29 protein-coding genes are annotated in these 23,357 nt (G+C 51.5%); all 29 read left to right on the plus strand.

Annotation, left to right across the window (positions count from 1 at the left end):
* The first annotated feature begins 5 nt into the window (after positions 1-5).
* The 29 genes from plsY to hisC all read left to right on the plus strand — a co-directional run bounded on the left by plsY (position 6) and on the right by hisC (position 23,327).
* Positions 6-629: a glycerol-3-phosphate 1-O-acyltransferase PlsY gene (gene plsY, locus E6C60_RS09035; RefSeq protein WP_138225555.1), complete on the plus strand. Its 624-nt coding sequence runs from the start codon at positions 6-8 to the stop codon at positions 627-629.
* Complete coding sequence (locus E6C60_RS09040) at positions 622-1,662, plus strand: NAD(P)H-dependent glycerol-3-phosphate dehydrogenase (protein WP_138225556.1); 1,041 nt, start codon at positions 622-624, stop codon at positions 1,660-1,662. Before plsY ends, E6C60_RS09040 begins: the two co-directional genes overlap by 8 nt.
* Positions 1,663-1,726: 64 nt before the next feature.
* Positions 1,727-2,002, plus strand: coding sequence for a stage VI sporulation protein F (locus E6C60_RS09045; RefSeq protein WP_138225557.1), 276 nt, complete (start codon positions 1,727-1,729; stop codon positions 2,000-2,002).
* Positions 2,003-2,139: 137 nt separating this feature from the next.
* Entirely contained in the window at positions 2,140-2,319 is a 180-nt protein-coding gene (locus tag E6C60_RS09050) for a DUF2768 family protein (protein WP_138225558.1), read from the plus strand.
* Between the two features lie 42 nt (positions 2,320-2,361).
* Entirely contained in the window at positions 2,362-2,952 is a 591-nt protein-coding gene (locus E6C60_RS09055) for a hypothetical protein (protein WP_138225559.1), read from the plus strand.
* Between the two features lie 57 nt (positions 2,953-3,009).
* Positions 3,010-3,345 carry a 2Fe-2S iron-sulfur cluster-binding protein gene (locus E6C60_RS09060; RefSeq protein WP_325053198.1) on the plus strand — a complete coding sequence of 112 codons (336 nt, stop codon included), beginning with the start codon at positions 3,010-3,012 and terminating at the stop codon, positions 3,343-3,345.
* Positions 3,346-3,373: 28 nt separating this feature from the next.
* Positions 3,374-4,084: a DUF3939 domain-containing protein gene (locus E6C60_RS09065; RefSeq protein ID WP_138227705.1), complete on the plus strand. Its 711-nt coding sequence runs from the start codon at positions 3,374-3,376 to the stop codon at positions 4,082-4,084.
* Positions 4,085-4,466: 382 nt separating this feature from the next.
* Positions 4,467-5,945, plus strand: a complete 1,479-nt coding sequence (gene spoIVA / locus E6C60_RS09070) for a stage IV sporulation protein A (RefSeq protein WP_138225561.1) — start codon at positions 4,467-4,469, stop codon at positions 5,943-5,945.
* 231 nt (positions 5,946-6,176) lie between these two features.
* Complete coding sequence (locus E6C60_RS09075) at positions 6,177-6,467, plus strand: HU family DNA-binding protein (RefSeq protein ID WP_407669156.1); 291 nt, start codon at positions 6,177-6,179, stop codon at positions 6,465-6,467.
* An 84-nt stretch (positions 6,468-6,551) separates the two neighbouring features.
* Positions 6,552-6,776: a trp RNA-binding attenuation protein MtrB gene (gene mtrB, locus E6C60_RS09080; protein WP_138225563.1), complete on the plus strand. Its 225-nt coding sequence runs from the start codon at positions 6,552-6,554 to the stop codon at positions 6,774-6,776.
* 107 nt (positions 6,777-6,883) lie between these two features.
* On the plus strand, positions 6,884-7,441 hold the full coding sequence (locus E6C60_RS09085) for a hypothetical protein (protein ID WP_138225564.1): 558 nt from the start codon (positions 6,884-6,886) through the stop codon (positions 7,439-7,441).
* A gap of 101 nt (positions 7,442-7,542) precedes the next feature.
* Positions 7,543-8,412 (plus strand): heptaprenyl diphosphate synthase component 1, encoded by an 870-nt coding sequence (locus tag E6C60_RS09090; RefSeq protein ID WP_138225565.1) that lies wholly within the window; start codon positions 7,543-7,545, stop codon positions 8,410-8,412.
* Between the two features lie 10 nt (positions 8,413-8,422).
* The gene (locus E6C60_RS09095) at positions 8,423-9,184 is read left to right on the plus strand and encodes a demethylmenaquinone methyltransferase (RefSeq protein ID WP_138225566.1); all 762 of its coding nucleotides are present in this window, start codon (positions 8,423-8,425) and stop codon (positions 9,182-9,184) included.
* Positions 9,177-10,049 carry a UbiA-like polyprenyltransferase gene (locus E6C60_RS09100; RefSeq protein ID WP_138225567.1) on the plus strand — a complete coding sequence of 291 codons (873 nt, stop codon included), beginning with the start codon at positions 9,177-9,179 and terminating at the stop codon, positions 10,047-10,049. The genes E6C60_RS09095 and E6C60_RS09100 overlap by 8 nt, the downstream gene beginning before the upstream one ends.
* Positions 10,046-10,663 carry a UbiX family flavin prenyltransferase gene (locus tag E6C60_RS09105; RefSeq protein ID WP_138225568.1) on the plus strand — a complete coding sequence of 206 codons (618 nt, stop codon included), beginning with the start codon at positions 10,046-10,048 and terminating at the stop codon, positions 10,661-10,663. Before E6C60_RS09100 ends, E6C60_RS09105 begins: the two co-directional genes overlap by 4 nt.
* Positions 10,650-11,513: a menaquinone biosynthetic enzyme MqnA/MqnD family protein gene (locus E6C60_RS09110; protein WP_138227706.1), complete on the plus strand. Its 864-nt coding sequence runs from the start codon at positions 10,650-10,652 to the stop codon at positions 11,511-11,513. Before E6C60_RS09105 ends, E6C60_RS09110 begins: the two co-directional genes overlap by 14 nt.
* Positions 11,510-12,484, plus strand: coding sequence for a polyprenyl synthetase family protein (locus E6C60_RS09115; RefSeq protein WP_138225569.1), 975 nt, complete (start codon positions 11,510-11,512; stop codon positions 12,482-12,484). The genes E6C60_RS09110 and E6C60_RS09115 overlap by 4 nt, the downstream gene beginning before the upstream one ends.
* Positions 12,485-12,568: 84 nt before the next feature.
* Positions 12,569-13,012, plus strand: a complete 444-nt coding sequence (gene ndk / locus E6C60_RS09120; RefSeq protein WP_138225570.1) for a nucleoside-diphosphate kinase — start codon at positions 12,569-12,571, stop codon at positions 13,010-13,012.
* A gap of 34 nt (positions 13,013-13,046) precedes the next feature.
* Entirely contained in the window at positions 13,047-13,844 is a 798-nt protein-coding gene (locus tag E6C60_RS09125) for a CheR family methyltransferase (RefSeq protein ID WP_138225571.1), read from the plus strand.
* Positions 13,845-13,912: 68 nt separating this feature from the next.
* On the plus strand, positions 13,913-14,086 hold the full coding sequence (locus E6C60_RS20915; protein ID WP_175415254.1) for a hypothetical protein: 174 nt from the start codon (positions 13,913-13,915) through the stop codon (positions 14,084-14,086).
* 211 nt (positions 14,087-14,297) lie between these two features.
* Positions 14,298-15,398: a 3-dehydroquinate synthase gene (gene aroB, locus E6C60_RS09130; protein ID WP_138225572.1), complete on the plus strand. Its 1,101-nt coding sequence runs from the start codon at positions 14,298-14,300 to the stop codon at positions 15,396-15,398.
* Positions 15,398-15,775 (plus strand): chorismate mutase, encoded by a 378-nt coding sequence (aroH, locus tag E6C60_RS09135; RefSeq protein WP_138227707.1) that lies wholly within the window; start codon positions 15,398-15,400, stop codon positions 15,773-15,775. Before aroB ends, aroH begins: the two co-directional genes overlap by 1 nt.
* A 323-nt stretch (positions 15,776-16,098) precedes the next feature.
* On the plus strand, positions 16,099-17,655 hold the full coding sequence (trpE, locus tag E6C60_RS09140; RefSeq protein ID WP_138225573.1) for an anthranilate synthase component I: 1,557 nt from the start codon (positions 16,099-16,101) through the stop codon (positions 17,653-17,655).
* A gap of 24 nt (positions 17,656-17,679) precedes the next feature.
* Positions 17,680-18,720, plus strand: coding sequence for an anthranilate phosphoribosyltransferase (gene trpD, locus E6C60_RS09145; RefSeq protein ID WP_138225574.1), 1,041 nt, complete (start codon positions 17,680-17,682; stop codon positions 18,718-18,720).
* Positions 18,710-19,534, plus strand: a complete 825-nt coding sequence (gene trpC / locus E6C60_RS09150; RefSeq protein ID WP_138225575.1) for an indole-3-glycerol phosphate synthase TrpC — start codon at positions 18,710-18,712, stop codon at positions 19,532-19,534. The genes trpD and trpC overlap by 11 nt, the downstream gene beginning before the upstream one ends.
* Entirely contained in the window at positions 19,531-20,205 is a 675-nt protein-coding gene (locus E6C60_RS09155) for a phosphoribosylanthranilate isomerase (protein WP_138225576.1), read from the plus strand. Before trpC ends, E6C60_RS09155 begins: the two co-directional genes overlap by 4 nt.
* Positions 20,202-21,398 carry a tryptophan synthase subunit beta gene (trpB, locus tag E6C60_RS09160; protein ID WP_138225577.1) on the plus strand — a complete coding sequence of 399 codons (1,197 nt, stop codon included), beginning with the start codon at positions 20,202-20,204 and terminating at the stop codon, positions 21,396-21,398. Before E6C60_RS09155 ends, trpB begins: the two co-directional genes overlap by 4 nt.
* Positions 21,395-22,219, plus strand: a complete 825-nt coding sequence (gene trpA, locus E6C60_RS09165) for a tryptophan synthase subunit alpha (RefSeq protein WP_138225578.1) — start codon at positions 21,395-21,397, stop codon at positions 22,217-22,219. The genes trpB and trpA overlap by 4 nt, the downstream gene beginning before the upstream one ends.
* 10 nt (positions 22,220-22,229) lie before the next feature.
* Complete coding sequence (gene hisC, locus E6C60_RS09170) at positions 22,230-23,327, plus strand: histidinol-phosphate transaminase (RefSeq protein WP_138225579.1); 1,098 nt, start codon at positions 22,230-22,232, stop codon at positions 23,325-23,327.
* Positions 23,328-23,357 lie beyond the last annotated feature (30 nt).

Here is a 23,357-nt window from a genome sequence, read left to right on the forward strand (position 1 = left end):
ACGGCTTGATTCTGAACATCGTTGGATTCATTGCAAGTTATTTGCTGGGGTCTGTAAGCTTTAGTGTGCTGCTGGCGAAGCTCTTGAAGGGGATTGATATCCGGCAGCATGGCAGCGGTAATGCAGGGGCAACAAACACACTGCGGGTTCTGGGTAAAGGACCGGCCGTGCTCGTTCTCGCCCTGGATGTGCTCAAGGGCATTGCTGCTGTATGGATCGGGGTTTGGGTTGGAGACGGCAATGCCTGGCTGCCGGGTTTATGCGGGATTGCAGCTATAATTGGCCATAACTGGCCCGTGTACTTCCGCTTCCGCGGTGGAAAAGGCATTGCAACTGCGATCGGTGTGCTGGCTACACTCTGCTTCTTGCCTGCGCTGTTTGCGGGCATCATTGCTATTCTGTCTATTGTCTTTACTCGATATGTTTCGCTGGGATCGTTGATCTTTGTGCTTCTGACGCCGCTGTTTCTTCTGCTGATGGGCTATCCTTGGCCGGTATTCTGGACCAGCTTGATTATTGGGGTGTTTGCATTCTGGCGTCACCGAAGCAACATTGTCAAGATCATGCAGGGGAAAGAGAACAAGCTGGGCTCAGGAGGAGCTTCTAAAGGAGGGAAACGCGTTGTCTGATAAAGTGGCGGTGCTGGTGGCCGGCAGCTGGGGGACTGCGCTTGCGAGTGTCCTGGTCTCCAAAAAGCTGAATGTGATGATCTGGAGCCGGAATGCGGAGCAGGTTCGGGAGATCAATGAGCAGCATAGTAATCACCGTTATTTAAAGGGGATTACGCTATCTCCACAGCTGAAGGCGACAACAGATATGGAGGAGGCTGTCCGCGGGGCTGCCGCAGTACTGATCGCTGCTCCGTCGTCAGCGATGAGATCAGTTTGCAGTCAGCTGAAATCCTGTGTCAAGGACAATGCGTTGATCATTCACGCGACCAAGGGCTTTGAGATTGAATCCTTAAAGCGAATGTCAACGGTCATCTCGGAGGAGCTTGGGCGCAGTGAAGGCGACATCGTCGTGTTGTCGGGTCCAAGTCATGCGGAGGAAGTCATCCGGCAGTGTCCAACCACGGTCGTGGTAGCCTCGGCAAGCAGTGAAGCGGCGGCGGCGGCTCAGGACCTGTTTATGAACCATGATTTCAGAGTGTATACGAATCGGGACATGATCGGCGTGGAGCTGGCTGGCGCTTTTAAAAATATTATCGCGCTGGGTGCCGGGATGTCTGACGGTCTGGGATTTGGTGATAATGCCAAGGCGGCTCTGCTGACACGGGGACTGGCTGAAATAACCCGAATCGGGATTGAGATGGGCTCAAATCCACTTACCTTTGCCGGCCTTGCCGGGATTGGGGACCTCGTAGTGACCGCCACGAGTCGCCACAGCCGGAATTGGCGCGCAGGCTACCTTCTGGGTGAGGGAAAGGCTCTAGAGGAGGTTCTAAGCTCGATGGGCATGGTTGTGGAAGGGGTTCGCACCACCCAGGCTGCCTTTGCGCTATCTGAAAAGCACGGGGTACAAATGCCGATTGCGGATCAGCTCTATCATGTGCTCTTTAAGCAGCGGGATCCTCGGACAGCCGTCATGAACCTGATGGGACGGGATCCGAAGACGGAAATGGAAATGATGCCGCTCCAAACCTGGGAGCAGTGGCATTCCTAGCTTAATCACACCTTGACCTCCTGCTTCATACGATAGTATGAGGATTGCCGGAGGAGGGGTGGACATGAGCAAAAACTTTCCTAAAGATGTATTAAGCGCGATTAATAAAAAAAGCGGCAAGCAGATTTCTTCGGGAGCTGTTAAAAAGCTGGCCAATACCGTGAAGCCGTCAACGCTGCAGAATGATGCCCAGCTTCGACAGCTCATCAAGCAGGTTTCGGCGATGGCGAACGTGCCTGTCAGCGAAGAGACCGTCAAAGAGATCATCGCGGCCGTCAAAAAAAGCGGGATGAACCCAAGCAATATGGAAGCTTTGATGAAAATGATGATGAACAAGTAAAGTGTGAAGGTTTTGAGAAACATGAGGCCGCTGTGTGCAGATACAGCGGTCTTTTTGCGTGGAAGGATAGGAGGAGATTCCAAGTCATGATATAATTAGGGCAGACATTTTAGAGAAAGACAGGGGGCAATATTAAATTGGATCCAATGCAAAAGATGTGGCTGTCCATGATCGCACTGCTGATTATGGCGTTGTCCGTGATCGTCGTTACATTCGCCCGAAGCAAGACCAAGGGAGCGGTACGCTTCGGCTTGTCCTTTGTGGCATTTATGATGATGCTGATCGGCTTTATTACCGGACTGGCCTCGATCACCTAATGGAGAAGGGCTGCATGCAGCTTGAGGAAGCAGGTGAAATACATGAATGTAGAGGATATGCCGGGACTGTCCCGAGCGTTGCAGCAGCTGTCTGTTTTACTTCAAGACCTCTCAACGCCCTGGCTGCTGGGTGGCAGCTGCTCGCTGCTCCTTCAAGGAGTGCAGCTGGATAAGCCGCCGCGGGATCTGGACGTGTATAGTGACCTGGAAGGGATTCAGGCTCTTCATGAGCAGCTGGCAGCCTATGCGTTGAGTCAGCCGCGCCTGGATCAAGAGGGTATGTATAAGTCCGTGTTAAGCCGTTATGAACTGGACAGCATAGAGGCCGAGCTGGTTGGCGGCTTTGAAGTGTGTTCAGGCGGCAGTTTGTATACTGTGGAAATGGAGCTTTTATATCCTGCTGCGCCGGATGTGCTGCTTCACGGTACTTCTGTCCGTTTAACACCTCTGAGCCATGAGCTCTTATTTAATGTACTGAGAGATCGTGAGGATCGGTATCAGGCCATTGGACAAGCTATCAGATACCGTCCGGATCAGCACCACGCGCTGCTTCAAGATATGTTATCCCGTTACACCTTGAACAGTGAGCATACACTGCGCATTCAGGAGCTGGCAGGAATTCATAAGGGTTAAGCGGGGAAACTTCATCAGAGTAAGGAGGAGCTTGAACTGAAGTGTGAGGTTACTTTTATGCCGGAAGGCAAAACCGTCAGCGTCAGACCCGGAGTTACTGTACTGGCTGCAGCCAGACAGTCCGGGGTTCACATCCCGACCCGCTGCGGCGGCAAAATGGGCTGCCTCATGTGCAAGGTTAAGCTCACCGAAGAAGAGAGCAGTCATGTACTGCCTCCGAAGGAAGAGGAGCGCCGCAAGCTGGGAACGCTGATTGATGAAGGCATTCGTTTCTCGTGTCAAACGGTTGTTCATGATCATGTGCAGGTTGAAGTGCCGGAGGATCCGCTGAAGGCGGCAGTGCGCCGACAGTTGGAGAGTGCAAGAAATCGGGATCGGGAGGATTTTATTTAAAGGGAAGTGGTGAAATCCAGTGAAAAATATGTATCTGGCTGCAATAGCACTTATTGGCGTCCTGCTGCTTAGCGGCTGTATGTATCCCAATGAGGATTCACAGGAAGAGCAGGTATCTTATCGGGAAAGTGTGCGTCGAATTCAAGGTGCCGTGGATGATTACTTTAAAGAAACATCACTGCTGCCGATCATGACTGCAGGTGAAGAGATACCGCGTTATGAGAAATACCGGGTAGACCTGGACAAGCTCAAGAATATGGGCTATATGGATGAAATTCCGACAACCGCTTTTGAAAAGGGCGGCAGCGGGCGCTTTCTGATTATTAATGAAGAGCAGGAGCCGCTCGTTAAAGTGATGGATCTGCTTACCGTGCAAAAGATAAATGATATGCAGATGTCGGTCGACCGCTACAAGTCTGATCAAGGAAAGCTCCCGGCTGGAGAAGAGCTGTATCCCGGCTTCACGGCCGTTGATATATCCAAGACCGATGCAAAGAATTGGAAGCTGAAGAGCTTCTATTCTGGCCAGGATGTCGTGCTCATGATGGATCAGGGCGGCAAGGTCTATATCGATTACGCATTTGACATTATGCAAGCTATTCAGAAAAATGGGCAGGAGCCTCAGCCGGACCAGGATCTTCGAGTATATCTGGAATCGGAATCGTTTTATGTGCCCGTGAAGTCGGTCCCTTACCGTTGGGAGAACAATCAGCCTGTGCCTCAGCCAGGCTCTTCATAACCCGCACTCTTATAAGTATCTCTGGACATACGTGCCAGAGGTGCTTTTTTTTGTGATTTGATCTGCCGGCAGTAGCATATTTGCAAATACAACACATAAAGATGGTTGGAGGCAGTAGGGTGCTTACAAAAACCTTTTAATCTTTTAAAAGACGGCGGCATATTTTGAGTCCCGGAACAATAAGATGTTACTAGTCCTAATGCATGTACGAGTTACGCCGCTTTGCCGTTTCCATGTCTCTCTTCGGAATCCGGGCGGCGGACTGCTGGCGGCATGGTAAGGCTGCTCAAATGCTGCAATGGCTTTAGCTGTGAGAGGAAACACGAAGCGGATGCTCTTAATAGCATTTTTCCTTCGGAGTAATTTGAGGAGGGGATCTCTTTTGGAAAAAGTGGACATTTTCAAGGACATTGCCGAGCGAACAGGAGGGGACATATACCTGGGTGTCGTCGGTGCAGTCCGGACGGGAAAATCAACCTTCATCAAGCGGTTCATGGAAACAGTCGTGCTTCCGAACATTACGAATGAAGCGGATCGCGTACGGGCGGTCGATGAGCTGCCGCAAAGTGCAGCAGGAAAGACAATTATGACAACAGAGCCCAAGTTTGTACCGAACAATGCGGTACAGATCAAAGTGACAGAGGGCCTTGAGGTCAATGTCAGAATGGTAGACTGTGTCGGTTATGCCGTGGAAGGCGCGAAGGGCTATGAGGATGAAAATGGTCCGCGTATGATCTCGACGCCATGGTTCGAGGAGCCGATTCCATTCCAGGAGGCTGCCGAGATTGGAACGCGTAAGGTCATTCAGGAGCATTCGACACTGGGTGTCGTCATTACGACGGACGGCAGCATTGCTGAAATTCCGAGAAGCTCTTACGTCGACGCCGAGGAAAGAGTGATCGAGGAGCTGAAGGAAGTCGGCAAGCCTTTTGTGGTTGTCATTAACTCTACTCGCCCGAAGAGCGAGGAGGCACTGCAGCTGCGCAGCGAGCTGGCTGCCAAATATGATATTCCGGTCATGACCTTGAGCGCGGCAAGCATGAGTGAAGAGGACGTAACCGGCGTCCTTCGAGAGGTATTATATGAATTTCCGGTGCATGAAGTGAATGTGAATCTTCCGAGCTGGGTTATGGTGCTCAATGAGAACCACTGGCTTCGCAGCAACTATGAGAATTCGGTACGGGATACCGTCAAGGATATAAAAAGGCTGCGGGATGTCGACCGTGTTGTCGGTCAATTCATGGAATATGATTTCATTGACCAGGCCGGTCTGAGCGGTATGAATATGGGTCAGGGCGTTGCCGAAATCGACCTGTTCGCACCGGATGAGCTGTACGACCGGATTCTGATGGAGGTTGTCGGTGTTGAAATCCGGGGCAAGGACCATTTGCTGCAGCTGATGCAGGAGTTCTCCCATGCGAAGCGGGAATATGACCGGTTCGCCGAGGCACTCGAAATGGTGAAGACGACCGGCTACGGCATTGCAGCACCTTCACTGGCAGAGATGGCGCTTGATGAGCCGGAGTTGATCCGCCAAGGCACGAGATTCGGGGTTCGCCTGAAAGCGACAGCGCCGTCCATTCATATGATCCGTGTGGATGTGGAGTCTGAGTTCTCGCCAATTATCGGGACGGAGAAGCAGAGCGAAGAGCTGGTTCGCTATCTGATGCAGGATTTTGAGAACGACCCGATCAAGATTTGGGAGTCAGACATTTTTGGCCGCTCGCTGCATTCTATTGTCCGCGAAGGCATTCAGGGTAAGATTGCGATGATGCCGGACAATGCCCGCTACAAGCTCCAGGAAACACTGGGACGCATTATTAATGAAGGCTCCGGCGGCTTGATTGCGATCATTCTGTAGCCCTATGAAGAGTTTCTTAGCAACCAAAATCTGGCTCAATAAGCCGATTTGTGGTTGCTTTTTCTTATGAATGGATGATCTTGGACCTAAAAGTCTTGAAATTATGATTTGACTGTATTACTATAAATCTGTTCGCGCCAAAAGCATAAGTAATTTCATCGGGCGAAACGGCCAGAAATACGTATATTTTGCTTCAAATCGGAAACAGTGAATATCAAGTATGTACAGCTCTTGCAGGGAGGTGAAAGAATGAATAAATCAGATCTGGTCAATCAGGTGGTTGAAGCTACAGAGCTTTCCAAGAAGGATGCAACGAAAGCCGTAGACGCGGTATTTGATGCGATTTCCGAAGCTCTGCAAAATGGAGATAAGGTTCAGCTGGTTGGTTTTGGTAACTTTGAAGTGCGCGAGCGTTCCGCACGTAAAGGCCGCAACCCACAAACAGGTGAAGAAATCGAAATCCCTTCGAGCAAAATTCCTGCATTTAAACCTGGTAAAGCGCTCAAAGACGGAATTAAATAAAGATTTCTACATATTACCTACAAGAAAGGTCCGTGAATTTATTCACGGTCCTTTCTTTTAAAGGACAGGGGGCACAGAAGGTATATGGAGGATGCACGCAGCGGTGATTACTTTGTCGTCAAGGCGCTGGAAAGCGGTGTTCAGGTCATTGGCTTGACCCGGGGACAGGATACCCGTTTTCATCATACCGAGAAGCTCGATAAAGGTGAAATCATTATTGCTCAATTCACGGATCATACCTCGGCCGTAAAAATTCGGGGAAAAGCAGAAGTCATGACGAAGCACGGCAGAATGGAGTCTGGCAGCTGAAATTCATTAAAAAAGCAGGCATAGCCTGCTTTTTTATTTTGTACATATGAGGTATGACCGTGATTAGGCAGGAGGACAATGAATAGAAAGAAAGGAGCGGCTGGCGTATGAAGCATAAGGGGATCGCGGCGGTCCTGCTGCCTGCTGTGGCAGGTGCAGTGCTGCTGTTAAGCATTTCAGGGATGCCGCTGCAGGCAGGGACCTCTGATGAAGCAGCTTCTGCTGTCTTTATGGCAGACCAGATGTCAAAACGAGAACTGACCGAGCTGAATATCGTGGATGAGCTGAATGCCTTGAAGCTGGCGGGACAGCTGCAGCGTGCAGCGCTTCAAGGGGCTGCGCTTTCGATCGATCTTCGGCTGGAGCAGGCGAAGCATTCCACCGTGATGGTGCATCGGCAGCTTCTGGAGCTGCTGAGCTATGCCTTTGAGCAGGTCGGCAACATTGAGCATGTCTATCTACGCTTTATAGCTGCAGATCCTTGGACAGGGAGACAGCAGCTGCTGCTGGCGGCTTCCGTGGACAGGAAACACTGGACAGAGGAGCTGCGTGAAGGTCTATCCCAGCAGAAGTCAGGAGCTTTTTCAGAACAGGCGACAGAGCAGCTGCATCTGACTCTGACAAATCTGTGGCTAAAGGCAGTTCAGCAGGACGCTCAGGGTTAAAATACAATATACAGGCATGTACGCCGCGACATGATGTGTTATAATAGATTAGATTGTAATCACAACGTGACTGTAGTACATCAAGTGCACGGAGGCTGAGAATGAAACCGTATCGCGTTCCCGCAATAGCCCAGAAATATTTGCAATATGACATGATTCAGAATCATACCGAGCTGCCGGAGTTTCCGGATGCCCGAGTTCATTTACTATACATATTTATGCAGAATCACGCTCTGCATCGCGGACCGGAACGCTCGGAAACAGCAGCGCTCGCTGCTTCACTGGTTCAGATGGGTCTCGACACGCATGAAGGCATTGACACGGTCACGGAGGTCCGGAATGAGCAGGAGATGAGATCGAGGCAGCTGAAGGTACTTGCGGGCGATTACTTTAGCAGCCTGTTCTACCAGCTGCTCTCAAGATCCGGTGACATACAAAGCATTGCACTTATGAGCCGTGCTGTCAGTGAAGTGAATGTGATGAAGATGAAGCTGTATAGTAAAATGAAGAGCATGCTCCTGACTTCAGAAGAATACCTGTCAAACATGGTACAGCTGAATATGCAGCTGTTTCTTTCTTTTACGCCGTTGCTGGATGCTTCGGCAGCAGGGACCTGGAGGCAGCTCCTGCAGGAATTCACACGCTGTGAGCTGCTGATGCGCGAAATGGATCGTTCCGCATCGCCGGAAGCAGGCAAGGAAGGCTACAGCTACTGGCTCGTTCTGGAGAATGGGCTGGAGGAAGACAAGAAGCTGCTGGCCCGCAAGGATTTGCAACTCAAGGATTGGAAGCAGCTGCTCTTGAAGCACAGATCTATGGATAAGCTGATGGACAAGCTGAGCCAGTCTCTGGAGAACATACAAGAAGCATGGCTGGCACTAGGAGAGAGCGGCGGCAATCAGATCAGAATGGCGTCACAGCCGTTCATGGAACGCTTGAATACCTGCCGCCGTGCCGTTAGAGAAGGGTAGGGAGCAGACGTTGGGAAATAACACATCCAGAACATCCGCCAATCAGCATCAGGGCGAAGAGCATCCGAAAGAGCAGTATGTTCACTCGGTATTTGAAAGCATTGCCGGCAAATATGATATGATGAATGATCTTCTCAGCTTCCGGCGGCATAAAGCGTGGCGCAAATTCACTATGAAGCAGATGAATATGCAGCCGGGGAACACCGCCATTGATTTATGCTGTGGAACCTGTGACTGGACGATTAGTATGGCCCGTGCAAGTGAAACCGGACACATAGTCGGACTGGACTTTAGTGCAGGCATGCTGGGCGTGGGTCAGCAGAAGATTGATCGAAGCAGCCTGGACCGCCAGATTACGCTCGTTCAGGGGAATGCCATGAGCCTGCCTTATGACAGCAATTCATTTGATTACGCAACGATTGGCTTTGGTTTGAGAAATGTGCCGGACTATGTCCAGGTGCTGAAGGAAATGAAGCGAGTTGTGAAGCCGGGAGGCATGGTCGTGTGCCTGGAGCTGTCCAAGCCAACCTGGCAGCCATTTAAAGGACTTTATTATTTTTATTTTCAGCAGATGCTGCCCATGATGGGTAAAGTGGTTGCAAAGCGGTATGAGCAGTACAAGTGGCTTCCGGAGTCCTTGAAGATGTTTCCGGGCCGGCAGGAGCTGGCTGGAGTCTTTACGGACATCGGGCTTACCAATGTCAAAGCCTTCCCCTTGACCGGTGGCATTGCTGCCTTACACCTGGGAATCAAGGAGAAGAAGGATGTTTAAGAAAATTGGCGTATATTTAGAAATGATTAAAGTAGAGCATACGTTGTTTGCTCTGCCCTTTGCATTCATGGGAGCTATTGCAGGTGCCGCCGCAGTGTTTGGCGATCTCCCGCCCTGGATGGATATCTGGTGGATTTTTCTTGCGATGTTCGGGGCCAGAAGCGCGGCCTTTGGCATTAACCGCCTTGCAGATCAGTATATTGATGCCAAGAATCCCAGAACGTCTCAGAGGGCTATTCCAGCCGGGCTGCTGAAGCCGGTGGAGGCGATTGTTTTTATTATCGTATCCTTTGCACTGTTTATCTGGGCTACGATTGAACTGGATCCTTTTGCGTTCCGCCTGCTGCCCATCGCCTTCTTCTTTCTGGTCATTTACTCCTTCACGAAGCGCTTCACCTGGCTCTGTCATGTCGTGCTTGGATTGACCACCGCCTTGGCTCCGTTAGGAGGCTGGGTTGCGGTAACCGGGCAGCTGGACTGGAGAGCGATGGTGTTCTATCTGGCGCTTGCCTTCTGGACCGCCGGCTTCGATGTCGTTTATGCTTGTCAGGATGAAGAGTTTGACAGCAAGGAAGGCTTATATTCCATTCCTTCCCGGTTTGGACTGCGCCGTGCGCTTTGGTTCGCTCGAGGCTTTCATGTGATTACCGCTGCAGGATTGATTCTGCTCTGGATCATCACGCCGCTGGGCGGGTGGTATTTAGCAGGAGCGCTGATTGCCTGCGGTATCTTGTTCTATCAGCACTACATTCTATCGCCGAACGATATGAGCAGGCTGCAAACGGCCTTTTTTACGATGAATATTGCTCTAAGCATGATTATGTTCGTATTTACCTTAATCGACTCGGTGGTGAAATACGTATGACGGACAACCGGAAGCGAAGCTGGGTTGTAGGCATTACAGGGGCCAGCGGCTCCATTTACGGAGTTCGGCTTATCCAGGTTCTTTTATCTATGGACATGGATGTGCATCTGGTGATTTCGAATGCCGGGTGGCGTGTGCTGAAGGAGGAGCTGGGGTGGCAGGGAACTCACCGTGAGGATCTGTTGCAGCAGCACTTCGGGGCGTACGCCGGGAGCTATACGTATCACGCCATCGGTGATATCGGAGCAGGCATTGCCAGCGGCTCTTATCTGGTGGAAGGGATGATCATCATGCCGTGCTCCATGGGCACGCTGTCCTCTGTCGCGCATGGCGCTTCTGATAATCTGATGGCTCGGGCTGCAGATGTGATGCTGAAGGAAGGGCGTCCGCTTCTGCTCGTGCCAAGAGAAACTCCGCTGCACGCAATCCATCTCGAAAATATGCTGACACTGTCAAGACTGGGCGTCAAGATCATACCAGCTATGCCAGCGTTCTATTTCCATCCTCAGACTCTGGAGGACCTTGTAGATTTTCTTGTAGGTAAAGTGCTGGACAGCGTCGGGATCCAGCATGAACTATTTGCAAGATGGGGTGACCACGATGTCCAGGCCTGACGGAAAAACGGTGATCGGCAAGATCAGCTATACGAATGCATGGCCGCTGTTCCATTATGCAGATCCCGGCAAGCTTCCCTTTCCAGCGGAGCTGCTCACGGCTGTTCCCGCGGTGCTGAATCAAGGTATGCAGCAGGGAAGCATTCATATCGGCGCGCTATCCTCATTCGCATATGGACAAGCGGCAGACAAGCTGCTGCTGCTCCCGGATCTGTCTGTGAGCTCGGACGGGGACGTCAAGTCAATTTTGTTGTTCTCTCAAAAGCCCTTATCCCAGCTGGTTCACTCCCGGATCGCTTTGACGAACACGTCGGCGACATCGGTTAATCTGCTGAAGATCCTAATGAAAAAATCACTCAACGGCTCTCCCGAATTTATAACCATGGAGCCGGATCTGGACCTGATGATGGCATCAGCGGACGGTGCTCTGCTCATTGGAGATCATGCGATCAAGGCCTCCTGGAGCAACCATAAATATCATGTAACTGACCTGGGACGCTGGTGGAAGGAGTATACGGGCTGCAGTATGACCTATGCTGTTTGGGCCGTAAACCGGGCTGCTGTTCAGCAGTCACCGGGCAGAATGAAGGCGATTATGGAGATGTTTCAGGCTAGCAAGTCAAAGGGTCTGAGTGAGCTTCAGCCTATTATTGATGAAGCCAGAGCCGTGATCGGCGGTTCTCAAGAATACTGGCAGACCTACTTCAGCAATCTGGAGTATGATTTGGATGACGGCAAGCAGCAAGGCCTTCAGCTGTATTTCAAATATGCGCATGAGCTGGGTCTGCTGCCGTCCCGGGTATATCCCGAGATCTGGAATGACAAATTCGTAGTGCAGGTGAAGGAATGAAACGACTGGACATTTTTGGAGCCTTAAAGAAGGACATGGATCTCATTGAGAAGGAGCTGTACCGGAGCATTGAGGGCGGCGATTCGGAGCTGGTCGAAACGTCGCTACATCTGCTGAAGGCTGGCGGCAAACGATTGCGTCCTGTCTTTGTGCTTATGGGCGGCAAATTCGGAAATTACGATATTGAGAAGCTCAAGCATATTGCCGTTCCGTTAGAGCTGATTCATAGTGCTTCTCTGGTGCATGACGATGTTATCGATAATGCCGACATGAGGCGGGGGAAGCCGACGGTCAAGGCCAAGTGGGACAATCGAATCGCGATGTACACCGGAGATTACATATATGGAAAAGCCCTGGAAATGACGACAGCTCTATCCAATCCGGAAATTCACCAGATTCTGTCCAAGGCTATGGTCGAAATGACGATCGGAGAAATGGAGCAAATCCGGGATTTCTTTAATGTGGAGCAGGATGTCAGGCGATATCTGCTGCGCATTCGCAGAAAAACCTCGCTCCTGATTGCCGTTAGCTGTCAGCTTGGAGCCCTGGCTGCAGATGCCGACCGGCAAAAGGCTGCAGCGATGTACCGATTCGGGTACAACGTCGGCATGGCTTTTCAAATTCAGGATGATCTGCTCGACGTCTGCGGCACTGAGAAGCAGATCGGCAAGCAGCCGGGCAGCGACATCCGTCAAGGTAATATTTCACTGCCGGTCATCTTCGCTCTGCAGGATGCCAGGACGCGGGAGCCGCTGCTGCAGGAAATTGAACAGATTCACAAGCAAGACGGACAAGGGGACGTCAGTACGGCGATTTCTCTCATCCGCGGGAGCCAAGGAATCCAGCAATCCGAGGAGCTTGCGAGCCGGTACATTGCCAAGGCGATTCAAGCTCTGGACCATCTTCCGGATATCCGTACCAAAAAACATTTAAAAGATATTGCACATTTTGTAACCAAGCGTTCATACTAGACTTAATTTCGTACATTGCCCTATCTTGAAATTTACGTTAGAACCGTAGTGCATCACAAATTACATTGGAGAGTGATGAGAACCATGGAACGTACTTTTTTAATGGTCAAGCCGGATGGTGTTCAGCGGGGTCTGATTGGCCGCATCGTGAGCCGTCTGGAGGATAAAGGCTTTAAGCTGGTTGCTGGCAAATTCGTGCAGGTAACAGAGAAACAGGCCAAAAAGCATTATGCGGAGCACGAAGGTAAGGATTTCTTCCCGAATCTCGTTTCCTTTATTACGTCGGGACCTGTCTTTGCGATGGTGTGGGAAGGCGATAACATTATCGAGCTGTCCCGAATAGTCATCGGAAAAACCAATGTGACAGAGGCCCAGCCGGGAACGATTCGCGGTGACTTCGCCTGTCATACCCCCCGTAATCTGATCCACGGGTCAGATTCTCCTGCAAGCGCGGAACGCGAGATCGGTAACTTTTTTGACAGCCAGGAGATCGTGGATTATGACAAAAGCATGAGCCGCTGGAGTTAAGCACGTCATTCTGGGACAGGGAAGGTAAGAATCCATGCAATGTGAGCAGATCGGACAGGATCCGGATTACTCCGGCTTTATCCTGAATATTGAGCGCAGCACGGGAATCAATCTGGCAGAATATAAAGAAACCCAGATGAAGCGCAGACTGACTACCCTGCGGATGAAGAACGGGTACTCATCGTTTGCGGCTTTTTACGAAGCGATGATGAAGGACAAGCTGCTGTTTCAGGAGTTTCTGGATCGAATGACGATCAACGTATCGGAATTCTGGCGGAATCCGAATCGATGGGAAGTGCTTCGCACCAAGGTGCTGCCGGAGATGAAGCCATCCGGCCGACTTAAGGTATGGAGTGCCGCCTGCTCTACCGGGGAGGAGCCTTACACGCTGGCTATGATTCTCTCAGAAGAGAGGTTGCTTTCTGGCAGCACGATTCTGGCCAGTGATCTGGATGAAGGCGCATTGGCACGTGCGCAAGAGGGCTTGTATGTGGAAAGGTCGTTAAAGGACGTGCCGCGTGAGATTGCTTCCCGTTATTTTAAGGAAGAAGGACCGGTATTCCGTGTTGATCCCCAGCTGAAGAAGGGAATTCGGTTTCAGAAGCAGAACCTGCTTACAGACCGGTTTGAAACCGGATTTGATCTGATCGTGTGCCGCAATGTGATGATTTATTTCACTGAAGAGGCAAAGCACAAGCTCTATCACAAGTTTGCTGCCAGCCTGCGGCCTGGCGGTGTGCTGTTTGTAGGCAGCACGGAGCAGATATTTAACCCGGGGCAGTACGGGTTAGAGACCGCAGAAACGTTCTTCTACCGCAAAATCCAATCATAAATACCTGCATAATTTGTAGCTGCGCCATCCATACTATGCCAATGAAGCCAGAGTCTGGAGGTTGAGGTATGGATAAACGCAAGGTCATTGATGCTTACCGCCAAGGGCTGTTCAGCATACAGGAATGTGCGCAGCTGCTCGGCGTGGACAAGCTTCAATTATCTGCTGTCTTGTCATCGGCAGAGGGTAATACGGCGCCGATGCATCGGGAGCCAAGCCGTCTGTATAGCAAAGTCAAGTGAGGCCCGATCGAAGAGCTGCTTTCCTGGATTTAATGAATCTGGGGGAGGGCTCTTTTTTGTGTTTTCAGGATCAGTCAGAAACCTGATTACAGGGCACCGGAAGGGTAGTTACATGGTCATCTATTCTTGTCAAAGCATGCCTGCTGTACTATAATGGTCTGACAAGGATTTTAGCGGTTTACAGTCCTAAAACTTTAAGGGGCGAACGTTCATGAAAACACTTCAAGTCCATTTAGGAGAACGATCCTACCCGATTTATATTGGACGGGATTTATTAAGCAAGGCAGGAACCTATTGCGAAGAGCGGGGAATCACTCGTAAGAGCCGGCATCTCATCGTTACCGATGAAAGCGTGGCCCCTCATTATCTGGAGCGGGTTCAGAGCAGTTTGGCGGAAGCAGGTTATGATGCAGCAGTACATATTGTTCCAGCAGGTGAAGGCTCAAAGTCATTAAAGGTTTACGAAGAAGTCATGACGACGGCGATATCTTCCCGTTTGGATCGAAGCTCGGCCGTTTTTGCACTGGGCGGTGGGGTCGTGGGAGATCTTGCTGGCTTTGTGGCAGCCTCATATATGCGGGGCATTACGTTTGTACAAATTCCGACGACCATTCTTGCGCATGACAGCAGCGTTGGTGGGAAGGTGGCGGTGAACCATCCTCTGGCCAAAAATATGATCGGGGCTTTTCATCAGCCCGTCATGGTGCTTTATGATGTCGATACGCTGACTACGCTGCCTCCCCGCGAAGTATCAGCGGGGCTGGCCGAAATGGTGAAGCACGGCCTGATTCTGGATCGGGATTTTGCATACTGGTGCTTGGAGCACGCCGATGATTTACTGGCTCTGGATGCGGATACCTTAACGTATGGTTTGGAGCGCGGCTGTGCCATTAAGGCTGAGGTCGTATCCTCAGATGAGCGGGAAAGCGGATGGAGAGCGGTTCTTAATCTGGGACATACCATCGGCCATGCTGTTGAGGCTGTCGGCGGATATGGACGTTTTTTGCACGGGGAAGCCATCGCAATCGGGATGGCAGGCTCCGCGATGCTCGCGGAGGAGCTGGGAAGAAGCGGCCTGTACGATGAAACGGTGAAGATGCTGCAGGCGATACAGCTGCCGGTGACATTGCCTGGGGATGTTTCCGTCGATGAAGTCATGGAAGCCATGCAGCACGACAAGAAATTTTCAGAAGGACAAATGGTATTTATTGTGCCGGAAGAAATCGGTCGTGTCAGCATCGTCAAGGATGTGCCTGTGACCGTAGTACGCAGCGTTGTGGAACGTTTACAGAAAGAGGGGATCAAGGGATGATGATGAATCGCGGCATTCGCGGTGCCACTACGGTATCCGGTAATAACGAGCAGGAAATTTTGAATGAAACGATTGTGTTGCTTCAGGAGATCATTTCGAGCAATGATCTTGAACCGGAATTTATCAGCAATATTTGGATCACCATGACACAGGATCTGAATGCAGCCTTTCCGGCAAAGGCTATTCGCAACCTGGACGGCTGGGAGCTCGTTCCATTGATGTGTTCTGTGGAGATACCGGTTGAGGGCAGCCTTCCGCGCTGCATACGCCTCATGGTTCAGGTCAATACTGAAAAAAGCCAGCAGGACATCAAGCATGTCTATCTCAATGAAGCCAAGCGCCTGCGGCCGGATCTGTCATCGACGGCTTCCTCATAGAAATCAGGGTTGCACGGAAAAGCACTTATCATGTATAATCAAGGGCAGATGAGCAGAGTAGAGTGTAGCTGAGTATAGTTGAGCAGAGATGAGACTGATTGATAGCATCCGGCATATGAGATGTTTGTTTTCGTTATATCCTGACGTAGCGTGATATGGGCTGATGAAACCGCCTATATTCATGATGTTAATGTCCAGGAGAATATCAGGAAACCTCATATGTGCTCTTTATATACTCTGAATTTGTGACCTCTACCCTTGGTAGGGGTCTTTTTGGCTTTTTAAGATAAACATTTCAAAGCAATTTTAAGGAGGAAGAGAGCATGGCGAGTCCATCTGTAGAGCAGGTCATCAGCCTGGCAGGACGGTATAACCTGATTCCCGTAGCGGTACGTTTGCTGGCCGACATGGAAACCCCGATCCGATTATTCCAGCGTTACGCCGAGCGTGAAAGAGCGTTTCTGCTGGAAAGTGTGGAGGGCGGCGTTCAATGGGCGCGTTATTCCTTTATCGGTACGGATCCCTTCCTGATGATTAAAGGCAAGAACGGCACCATTGAGGTGGAGGTGGACGGCGAGCGCAAACAGCTGAACGGCAAGCCCGTGGAGGAGCTGAAGGCCTTGCTGAGAGGATATCGAAGCCCGCAGCTAGAGGAGATGCCTCCTTTTACAGGCGGCGCGATTGGCTTTTTCGGGTATGATTTGCTGCAATATTATGAGAATCTGCCGGCGCATGCGCTGGACGATCTGGGAATGGACGATATTCGTTTTATGTTCTGCGACCAGATTATCGTGTTCGACCATATCAAGCAGCACATTCTGCTTCTGGGTAATGTCCATATTAAGGAAGGAGACACCGATGAGGAGATTCGGCGATCCTATCATGAGGTGTGCAGCAGGCTTGAAGCGACAGCGGGACAGCTGCAGGAGCAGGGACCTCGTGAGAATGTGAACGCCAGAGGCATTCCGGTTAACCTGGAGCCGAAGGACATTCAGTCCAACATGACCAAGGAGCAATATATCGCAAATGTGGAAAAGGCGAAGGAATATATTCGCGCCGGTGATATTTTTCAAGTTGTGCTATCCCAGCGCTTTCATATTGATACCGAGGTTTCCCCGCTCCATGTTTACCGGGTGCTTCGGACAGTGAATCCATCACCCTATATGTACTACTTGAAAATGGATGAAGAAATTATAGTAGGAACGTCGCCGGAGGCGCTCGTCAAAGTAGACGGCGGCCGGCTCGAAACCCGGCCTATTGCCGGTACCCGGCCGAGGGGAGCCGATGAGGCTGCGGACAAAGCATTGGCAGAGGATCTCCTGCAGGATGAGAAGGAGCGCGCCGAGCATCTCATGCTGGTGGATTTAGGAAGAAATGATTTGGGGCGTGTCAGTGAATTCGGTACCGTGAAATGTGAGTCCTTTATGGAGATTGAACGGTATTCCCATGTCATGCACATCGTCTCCAGCGTGACGGGCAAGCTGCGAGAGGATAAGGACTTTTTTGATGCATTTCTGTCCTGTCTTCCGGCGGGTACCGTCTCCGGTGCGCCGAAGCTGCGAGCTATGGAAATTATCGCAGAGCTGGAGAGGGAAGCCAGAGGAGCGTACGCGGGAGCGATTGGTTATTTAGGCTTCGCCGGCAACATGGATTCCTGTATCACCATCCGCACAATTATTTTCCGCAAAGGCAAGGCCTATGTTCAGGCGGGAGCGGGCATCGTCTGGGATTCGGTGCCAGAGAAGGAATACGAGGAAACGGTAAACAAGGCGAAGGGGATGCTGAAGGCGATCCGGGTAGCAGAGGAGATGTTTCCGCCGGAGCCGAAGCCTGATCATGTGACGAATCAGGATTATTTTTTCGAATATAACCCTAAATGAATAGAGAAGAAGGAGGAGATCGGTGTGGGCAATGCGGATGGTATTCTTAAAGGTCTGTCCAAGATCGTGGAAGGACAGCATCTAAGCCGGGAAGAAGCAAGACAGGTTATGCAGAGCATTATGGAAGGAGAAGCTGCGCCGTCACAAATTGGCGGCCTCTTGACAGCATTGCGGATGAAAGGTGAAACGGTGGAGGAAATTACCGGCTTCGCAGAAGCGATGCGGGGATCGGGTGGACGCGTGCGGACAGAACGTACACAGCTCCTTGATACTTGCGGCACCGGAGGATCCGGAATTCACAAGTTTAACATTTCAACCGTTTCGGCGATCATCTCATCCTCCGTCTCCGTTCGTGTCGCGAAGCATGGTAACCGCTCGGCCTCCGGCCGTGCTGGAAGTGCGGATGTGCTGGAAGCGCTTGGGGTCAACATTCATCTGAATGCCGAGCAGGCCTCCCGCTGCCTGGAGGATATAGGCATCTGCTTTTTGTTTGCGCAAATCTATCATCCTTCAATGAAGCATGCTGCAGGCCCGCGCAAAGAGCTGGGGATTCGCACCGTATTCAACATGCTGGGGCCGCTGACCAATCCGGCGGGAGCAGACCGGCAGCTTCTGGGCATTTATGATATTCATAAAACAGAAACGATCGCGCAGGTGCTTAAAGAGCTGGGGCTAAAGCGCGCTATGGTGGTCACCAGTCATGACGGCCTGGACGAGATCAGCGTTTCTGCACCGACCCGGGTCAGTGAGCTTCGCGGCGGTGAAATATCTACATTTGATATTGAACCAGAGGAATTAGGACTTCGCCGCCATCCTATGCAGGCGGTCATTGGCGGAGATGCTAAGGAGAATGCGAGTATCATTCGCGGTGTTCTTCAGGGTGAACAGAATGCCTACCGTGACATCGTTCTAGCTAATGCCGGAGCCTGTATTTATGTGTCCGGTCTCGCGGAGACTCTGGCAGAGGGTGTAGGCCAGGCCGCGCAGGCGATCGATTCAGGTGCGGCCCAGAACAAGCTGGAGCAATTAATTGCCAAAACGGAGGAACTGACCTATGTATCTTGATCGTATCGTCGCAACGAAGAAAGAGGAGCTGGCGGAGCTGTATCGCGGATTTGATCTGAATCATGTGCGGGAGCAGATTCAAGGACTGCCAGACACGCTCGGCTTTGCAAACAAGCTGCTGCATTCCCGAAGCCGGGATATGGGTCTGATTGCCGAAGTGAAGAAGGCCTCGCCTTCCAAGGGACTCATTCGTCCCGATTTCGATCCCGTATCGATAGCCAAGTCTTATGAAGAGGCCGGTGCGGATTGCTTGTCAGTACTGACCGACGTGCACTACTTTCAAGGCAGCGCCGCTTATTTGCAGCAGGTAAGGCAGGCTGTTGGCCTTCCGCTGCTGCGCAAGGACTTCGTTATAGACGAGGCACAGATCTACGAAGCCCGCTTGCTTGGAGCGGATGCGGTCCTGTTAATTGCAGCGATTCTTACACCGTCCCAGCTGGAGCATTTTATGGGTGTGGCCGGCTCGATCGGCTTGGACTGCTTGGTCGAGGTGCACGACCAGGAGGAGCTCAGCATTGCGCTAAAGCTGGAAGGCCTCTCCCTGGTAGGAGTCAATAATCGCAACCTGAAGACGTTTGAGACCTCGCTGTCGATCACGAAGGAGCTTAGTGCTCTGATTCCGTCCGGTATTGCCTTGATCAGCGAGAGCGGCATCAGTAAAAAAGAAGACATTCAGTATCTATCAGCTGCAGGCGCACAAGGTGTACTTATTGGAGAGCATTTCATGCGGCAGCCCGATGTTTCTGCCGCTGTCACCGAGCTGATGGGCCCTGTTACACGTGTACAGGACTTCAAAAGTGAGGGGCTCGCATGAGCGCTCCCCTTCTAAAAATCTGTGGACTTCAGAACGTTGAAGTGCTAAAATCGATGATAAACTTACCCGTGGATTTGATCGGTTTTGTATTTGCAAGAAGTAAACGCCAGGTCACAGCAGAGCGGGCCAAAGAGCTTGCCGAGCTGCTCCGTCAGTGGGATCAGACTGATCAGCCTGCGGCAGCCGGGGTCTTTGTCAACCCTTCCATGGAGGAGCTGCGGGAGGTGCTTGCCCATGTCCCGCTGGAGGTTGTGCAGCTACATGGACAGGAAACCTCGCAGTTCTGCCGGGAAGTGAAAGAGAGCTTCCCGGTTTCTGTTTATAAAGCTGTTTCGGTACGCAGCGGGGACGCCAGGAAAGACCATCTTCAGGAGCTGGCGAGCTATGTCGGAAGCATTGACGCCCTGCTGCTGGATACGTATGATCCGGAATACGGCGGCGGCTCCGGCCAGACGTTTGACTGGGAGTCCATTCCTGAATATCAGCAGTGGACACGCCGCCATGGCATCCCGCTGTTTGTAGCAGGCGGCCTGAACGCAGACAATGTTCAAGATTTAATTCTCCAGTTTCAGCCCGATGGGGTGGACGTCTCCAGCGGAGTCGAAAGCGCGCCGGGTGTGAAGGATATAGCAAAAGTGAACGCATTTGTGGAAAGGGTGAAATCCATATGATACAGCTTCCCGATATACATGGACGTTTCGGTGATTTTGGAGGCCGCTTCGTCCCGGAAACATTAATGAACGCCTTGATCGAACTAGAGCAGGAATATAAGCGGTACGAGAATGATCCGGAATTCAAAGCGGAGATCGCTTATTTGTTGAAGCAATATTCTGGCAGAGAGACACCGCTTTATTATGCGGAGCGTCTCAGCAAGCATCTGGGATCAGCCAAGATTTATTTAAAGCGTGAGGATTTGAATCACACCGGTGCCCATAAAATTAACAATGCGATTGCCCAAGGGGTACTGGCCAAGCGCATGGGCAAGAACAAGGTTATCGCTGAAACCGGCGCCGGCCAGCATGGTGTGGCCACGGCCACAGTGGCCGCCTTGCTGGGGCTGGAGTGCAAAGTGTTTATGGGCGAAGAGGATACTAAACGTCAGCAGCTGAACGTATTCCGCATGAAAATGCTGGGAGCAGAGGTTGTACCAGTCACCTCAGGCAGCCGGACACTGAAGGATGCCGGGAACGAAGCGCTGCGCTACTGGGTCAGTCACGTTGAGGATACCTTTTATTGCCTCGGCTCGGCGGTTGGCCCTCATCCGTATCCAATGATGGTTCGGAATTTCCAGCGCATTATCGGCGATGAGACCCGCAAGCAGATGTTAGAGATGGAAGGTCGTCTGCCGGATCGCATCTTTGCACCTATTGGCGGCGGAAGCAATGCCATCGGCATGTTCTATCCGTTTCTGGAGGATGCAGAGGTCCAGCTTTTTGGTGTAGAGGCGGCTGGTAAAGGGGTAGAAACCGATCGGCATGCGGCTACAATGAGCAAGGGAACCAAGGGTGTATTTCAGGGCTCGATGAGTTACCTGCTTCAGGACGATTACGGCCAGGTGAAGGAAGCTCATTCCATTTCTGCCGGTCTGGATTACCCAGGCGTAGGTCCGGAGCATTCCTATCTGAAGGATATTGAGCGGGTCCAGTACGTACCGATCACGGATCAGGAGGCGCTGGAGGCTCTGCAGCTGCTGTGCCGGACGGAGGGGATAATCCCTGCGCTGGAGTCGGCGCATGCAGTAGCTCAAGTGGCGAAGATGGCTGCGGATTGGACCGAGGAGGATATTATCGTCATTTGCCTGTCCGGACGGGGAGACAAGGACGTAGAGTCCATTATGGCATACACGGGAGGTAACACCCTATGAACCGGATGGATGAAGCATTTAAAAAAATAAGGGCGGCCGGTGAAACGGCACTGATTCCGTTCATTACCGTTGGTGATCCTAATCCGGCAGTCACGCTGGATATCATTTCCGAGATTGAGGCAGCGGGTGCCGATATTGTGGAGCTGGGAGTGCCTTATTCCGATCCTTTAGCGGACGGACCTGTCATTCAGCGCGCTTCGGAGCGTGCACTGCGCAGCTTCGTTACGATTCGGACCTGTATGGAAACCGCGCTGCAGGCAAGACAAGCGGGCAGCAAGCTGCCATTTGTTTTGTTTACGTATTATAATCCCGTGCTCCAAATGGGACTAGATACTTTTATACAAGAGGTTGTGACTCACGATATTAGCGGCTTCATTATTCCGGATTTGCCCATTGAAGAATCTGAGAAGATTCGCAGTAAGGCGAAGGCGGCAGGAGTTCATCTGATCCCGTTAGTCGCTCCAACCTCTCATGAGCGGATCGAGAATATTGTCCGTGATGCCAGCGGCTTTGTGTATTGTGTATCCTCGCTGGGCGTAACGGGTGAGCGGACGGATTTCTACAGTGGCATTGAGCCTTTCCTGAATACGGTCAAGCAGCTGACAGACATTCCGGTAGCCATCGGCTTCGGGATTTCAAGCCGCGAGCAGGTCGCCCGCTTTTCCGAGATTTGCGATGGTGTCGTCGTGGGCAGTGCTATTGTGCGACAGATCGAAGCCGCAATTCCCCTGCTTGAGAAGGCAGAGACCAAAGCGCAGGGACTGCAGCAAATCCGGGAGTTTGTATCTCAGTTAAAAGGCAGTAAAGTACACGAAGGGTGAGTGAATGAATATGAAGCCTAAATCAAACATAGTCAATCTGCCGGTCTACCAGCCGGGTAAGCCGATTGAAGAGGTGAAGCGCGAGCTGGGACTGGACGAAGTCATCAAGCTGGCCTCTAACGAAAATCCATATGGCTGCTCACCGAAAGCGAAAGAAGCGATCATTACTGAGTTATCCAATGTCAGTGTGTATCCGGACGGCGGCGCAGCGGAGCTGACCACAGCGCTATCGGAATATCTTGGGGTTGCCAAATCCTCGTTGATTTTTGGCTGCGGCTCGGATGAAGTTATCGCGCTCATTACCCGGGCATTTCTCGTTCCCGGTGACGAGACCATTATGGCCGACCAGACGTTCTCGGTATATAAGAGCAATGCCGACATTGAAGGTGCACTCAGCATTGAAGTGCCGCTGAAGAATGGTGTTCACGATCTGGATGGCATGCTGGCCGCCGTCACGGACAAGACCAAGATTATCTGGGTGTGTAACCCGAACAATCCGACCGGAACCATTGTGGCAGAACGTGACCTGATCTCATTTATGGACGCGGTGCCGTCCAGTGTTATGGTTGTGCTGGACGAAGCTTATTATGAGTTTGTGACAGATGAGAGCTATCCACAGGGCGTTCCGCTGATGGAGAAATACAGCAATCTGGTGATTCTTCGCACCTTCTCCAAGATTTACGGCTTGGCCTCCCTGCGTATCGGGTATGGGATTGCTCAGCCGGAGGTCATAACGCTGATCAACCAGGTGCGGGAGCCGTTTAATACGAATCGTTCGGCGCAGGCTGCAGCGAAAGCAGCGATTGGAGATCAAGGCTTTATTGAAGAATGCTGCAGGCTGAATGCAGAAGGACGGGACTTTTTGCAAAAAGAATTTGACCGTCTCGGCTTGAGCTATTTCCCGTCACAAGGCAATTTTGTAATGGTTGATGTCAAGACCTCGGGCAAAGATGTGTTCGACAAGCTGCTGAGACAAGGGATTATCGTACGTCCCGGCTTTGCACACTACCCGACATATATCCGGGTCAGTGTGGGAACACCGGAGCAAAATCAGGCATTTGCCTCCGTCCTGGAAGAAGTGCTGCGCGAGATCCAAGCACCTGCCTAGACTGTAACTTTGAAAGTAGTGAAGCTGAAG

The sequence above is a fragment of the Paenibacillus algicola genome, from assembly GCF_005577435.1.
GTDB lineage: Bacteria > Bacillota > Bacilli > Paenibacillales > Paenibacillaceae > Paenibacillus_AQ > Paenibacillus_AQ algicola.

What these genes read in the sequence shown, in the direction of transcription:
- E6C60_RS09045 (WP_138225557.1), top strand. Translation starts at nt 1,727, where the DNA reads ATGAGCAAAAACTTTCCTAAAGATGTATTAAGCGCGATTAATAAAAAA.
- E6C60_RS09055 (WP_138225559.1), top strand. Translation starts at nt 2,362, where the DNA reads ATGAATGTAGAGGATATGCCGGGACTGTCCCGAGCGTTGCAGCAGCTG.
- E6C60_RS09060 (WP_325053198.1), top strand. Translation starts at nt 3,010, where the DNA reads ATGCCGGAAGGCAAAACCGTCAGCGTCAGACCCGGAGTTACTGTACTG.
- E6C60_RS09065 (WP_138227705.1), top strand. Translation starts at nt 3,374, where the DNA reads ATGTATCTGGCTGCAATAGCACTTATTGGCGTCCTGCTGCTTAGCGGC.
- mtrB (WP_138225563.1), top strand. Translation starts at nt 6,552, where the DNA reads ATGGAGGATGCACGCAGCGGTGATTACTTTGTCGTCAAGGCGCTGGAA.
- E6C60_RS09085 (WP_138225564.1), top strand. Translation starts at nt 6,884, where the DNA reads ATGAAGCATAAGGGGATCGCGGCGGTCCTGCTGCCTGCTGTGGCAGGT.
- E6C60_RS09090 (WP_138225565.1), top strand. Translation starts at nt 7,543, where the DNA reads ATGAAACCGTATCGCGTTCCCGCAATAGCCCAGAAATATTTGCAATAT.
- E6C60_RS09100 (WP_138225567.1), top strand. Translation starts at nt 9,177, where the DNA reads ATGTTTAAGAAAATTGGCGTATATTTAGAAATGATTAAAGTAGAGCAT.
- E6C60_RS09105 (WP_138225568.1), top strand. Translation starts at nt 10,046, where the DNA reads ATGACGGACAACCGGAAGCGAAGCTGGGTTGTAGGCATTACAGGGGCC.
- E6C60_RS09110 (WP_138227706.1), top strand. Translation starts at nt 10,650, where the DNA reads ATGTCCAGGCCTGACGGAAAAACGGTGATCGGCAAGATCAGCTATACG.
- E6C60_RS09115 (WP_138225569.1), top strand. Translation starts at nt 11,510, where the DNA reads ATGAAACGACTGGACATTTTTGGAGCCTTAAAGAAGGACATGGATCTC.
- ndk (WP_138225570.1), top strand. Translation starts at nt 12,569, where the DNA reads ATGGAACGTACTTTTTTAATGGTCAAGCCGGATGGTGTTCAGCGGGGT.
- E6C60_RS09125 (WP_138225571.1), top strand. Translation starts at nt 13,047, where the DNA reads ATGCAATGTGAGCAGATCGGACAGGATCCGGATTACTCCGGCTTTATC.
- E6C60_RS20915 (WP_175415254.1), top strand. Translation starts at nt 13,913, where the DNA reads ATGGATAAACGCAAGGTCATTGATGCTTACCGCCAAGGGCTGTTCAGC.
- aroB (WP_138225572.1), top strand. Translation starts at nt 14,298, where the DNA reads ATGAAAACACTTCAAGTCCATTTAGGAGAACGATCCTACCCGATTTAT.
- aroH (WP_138227707.1), top strand. Translation starts at nt 15,398, where the DNA reads ATGATGAATCGCGGCATTCGCGGTGCCACTACGGTATCCGGTAATAAC.
- trpE (WP_138225573.1), top strand. Translation starts at nt 16,099, where the DNA reads ATGGCGAGTCCATCTGTAGAGCAGGTCATCAGCCTGGCAGGACGGTAT.
- trpC (WP_138225575.1), top strand. Translation starts at nt 18,710, where the DNA reads ATGTATCTTGATCGTATCGTCGCAACGAAGAAAGAGGAGCTGGCGGAG.
- E6C60_RS09155 (WP_138225576.1), top strand. Translation starts at nt 19,531, where the DNA reads ATGAGCGCTCCCCTTCTAAAAATCTGTGGACTTCAGAACGTTGAAGTG.
- trpB (WP_138225577.1), top strand. Translation starts at nt 20,202, where the DNA reads ATGATACAGCTTCCCGATATACATGGACGTTTCGGTGATTTTGGAGGC.
- trpA (WP_138225578.1), top strand. Translation starts at nt 21,395, where the DNA reads ATGAACCGGATGGATGAAGCATTTAAAAAAATAAGGGCGGCCGGTGAA.
- hisC (WP_138225579.1), top strand. Translation starts at nt 22,230, where the DNA reads ATGAAGCCTAAATCAAACATAGTCAATCTGCCGGTCTACCAGCCGGGT.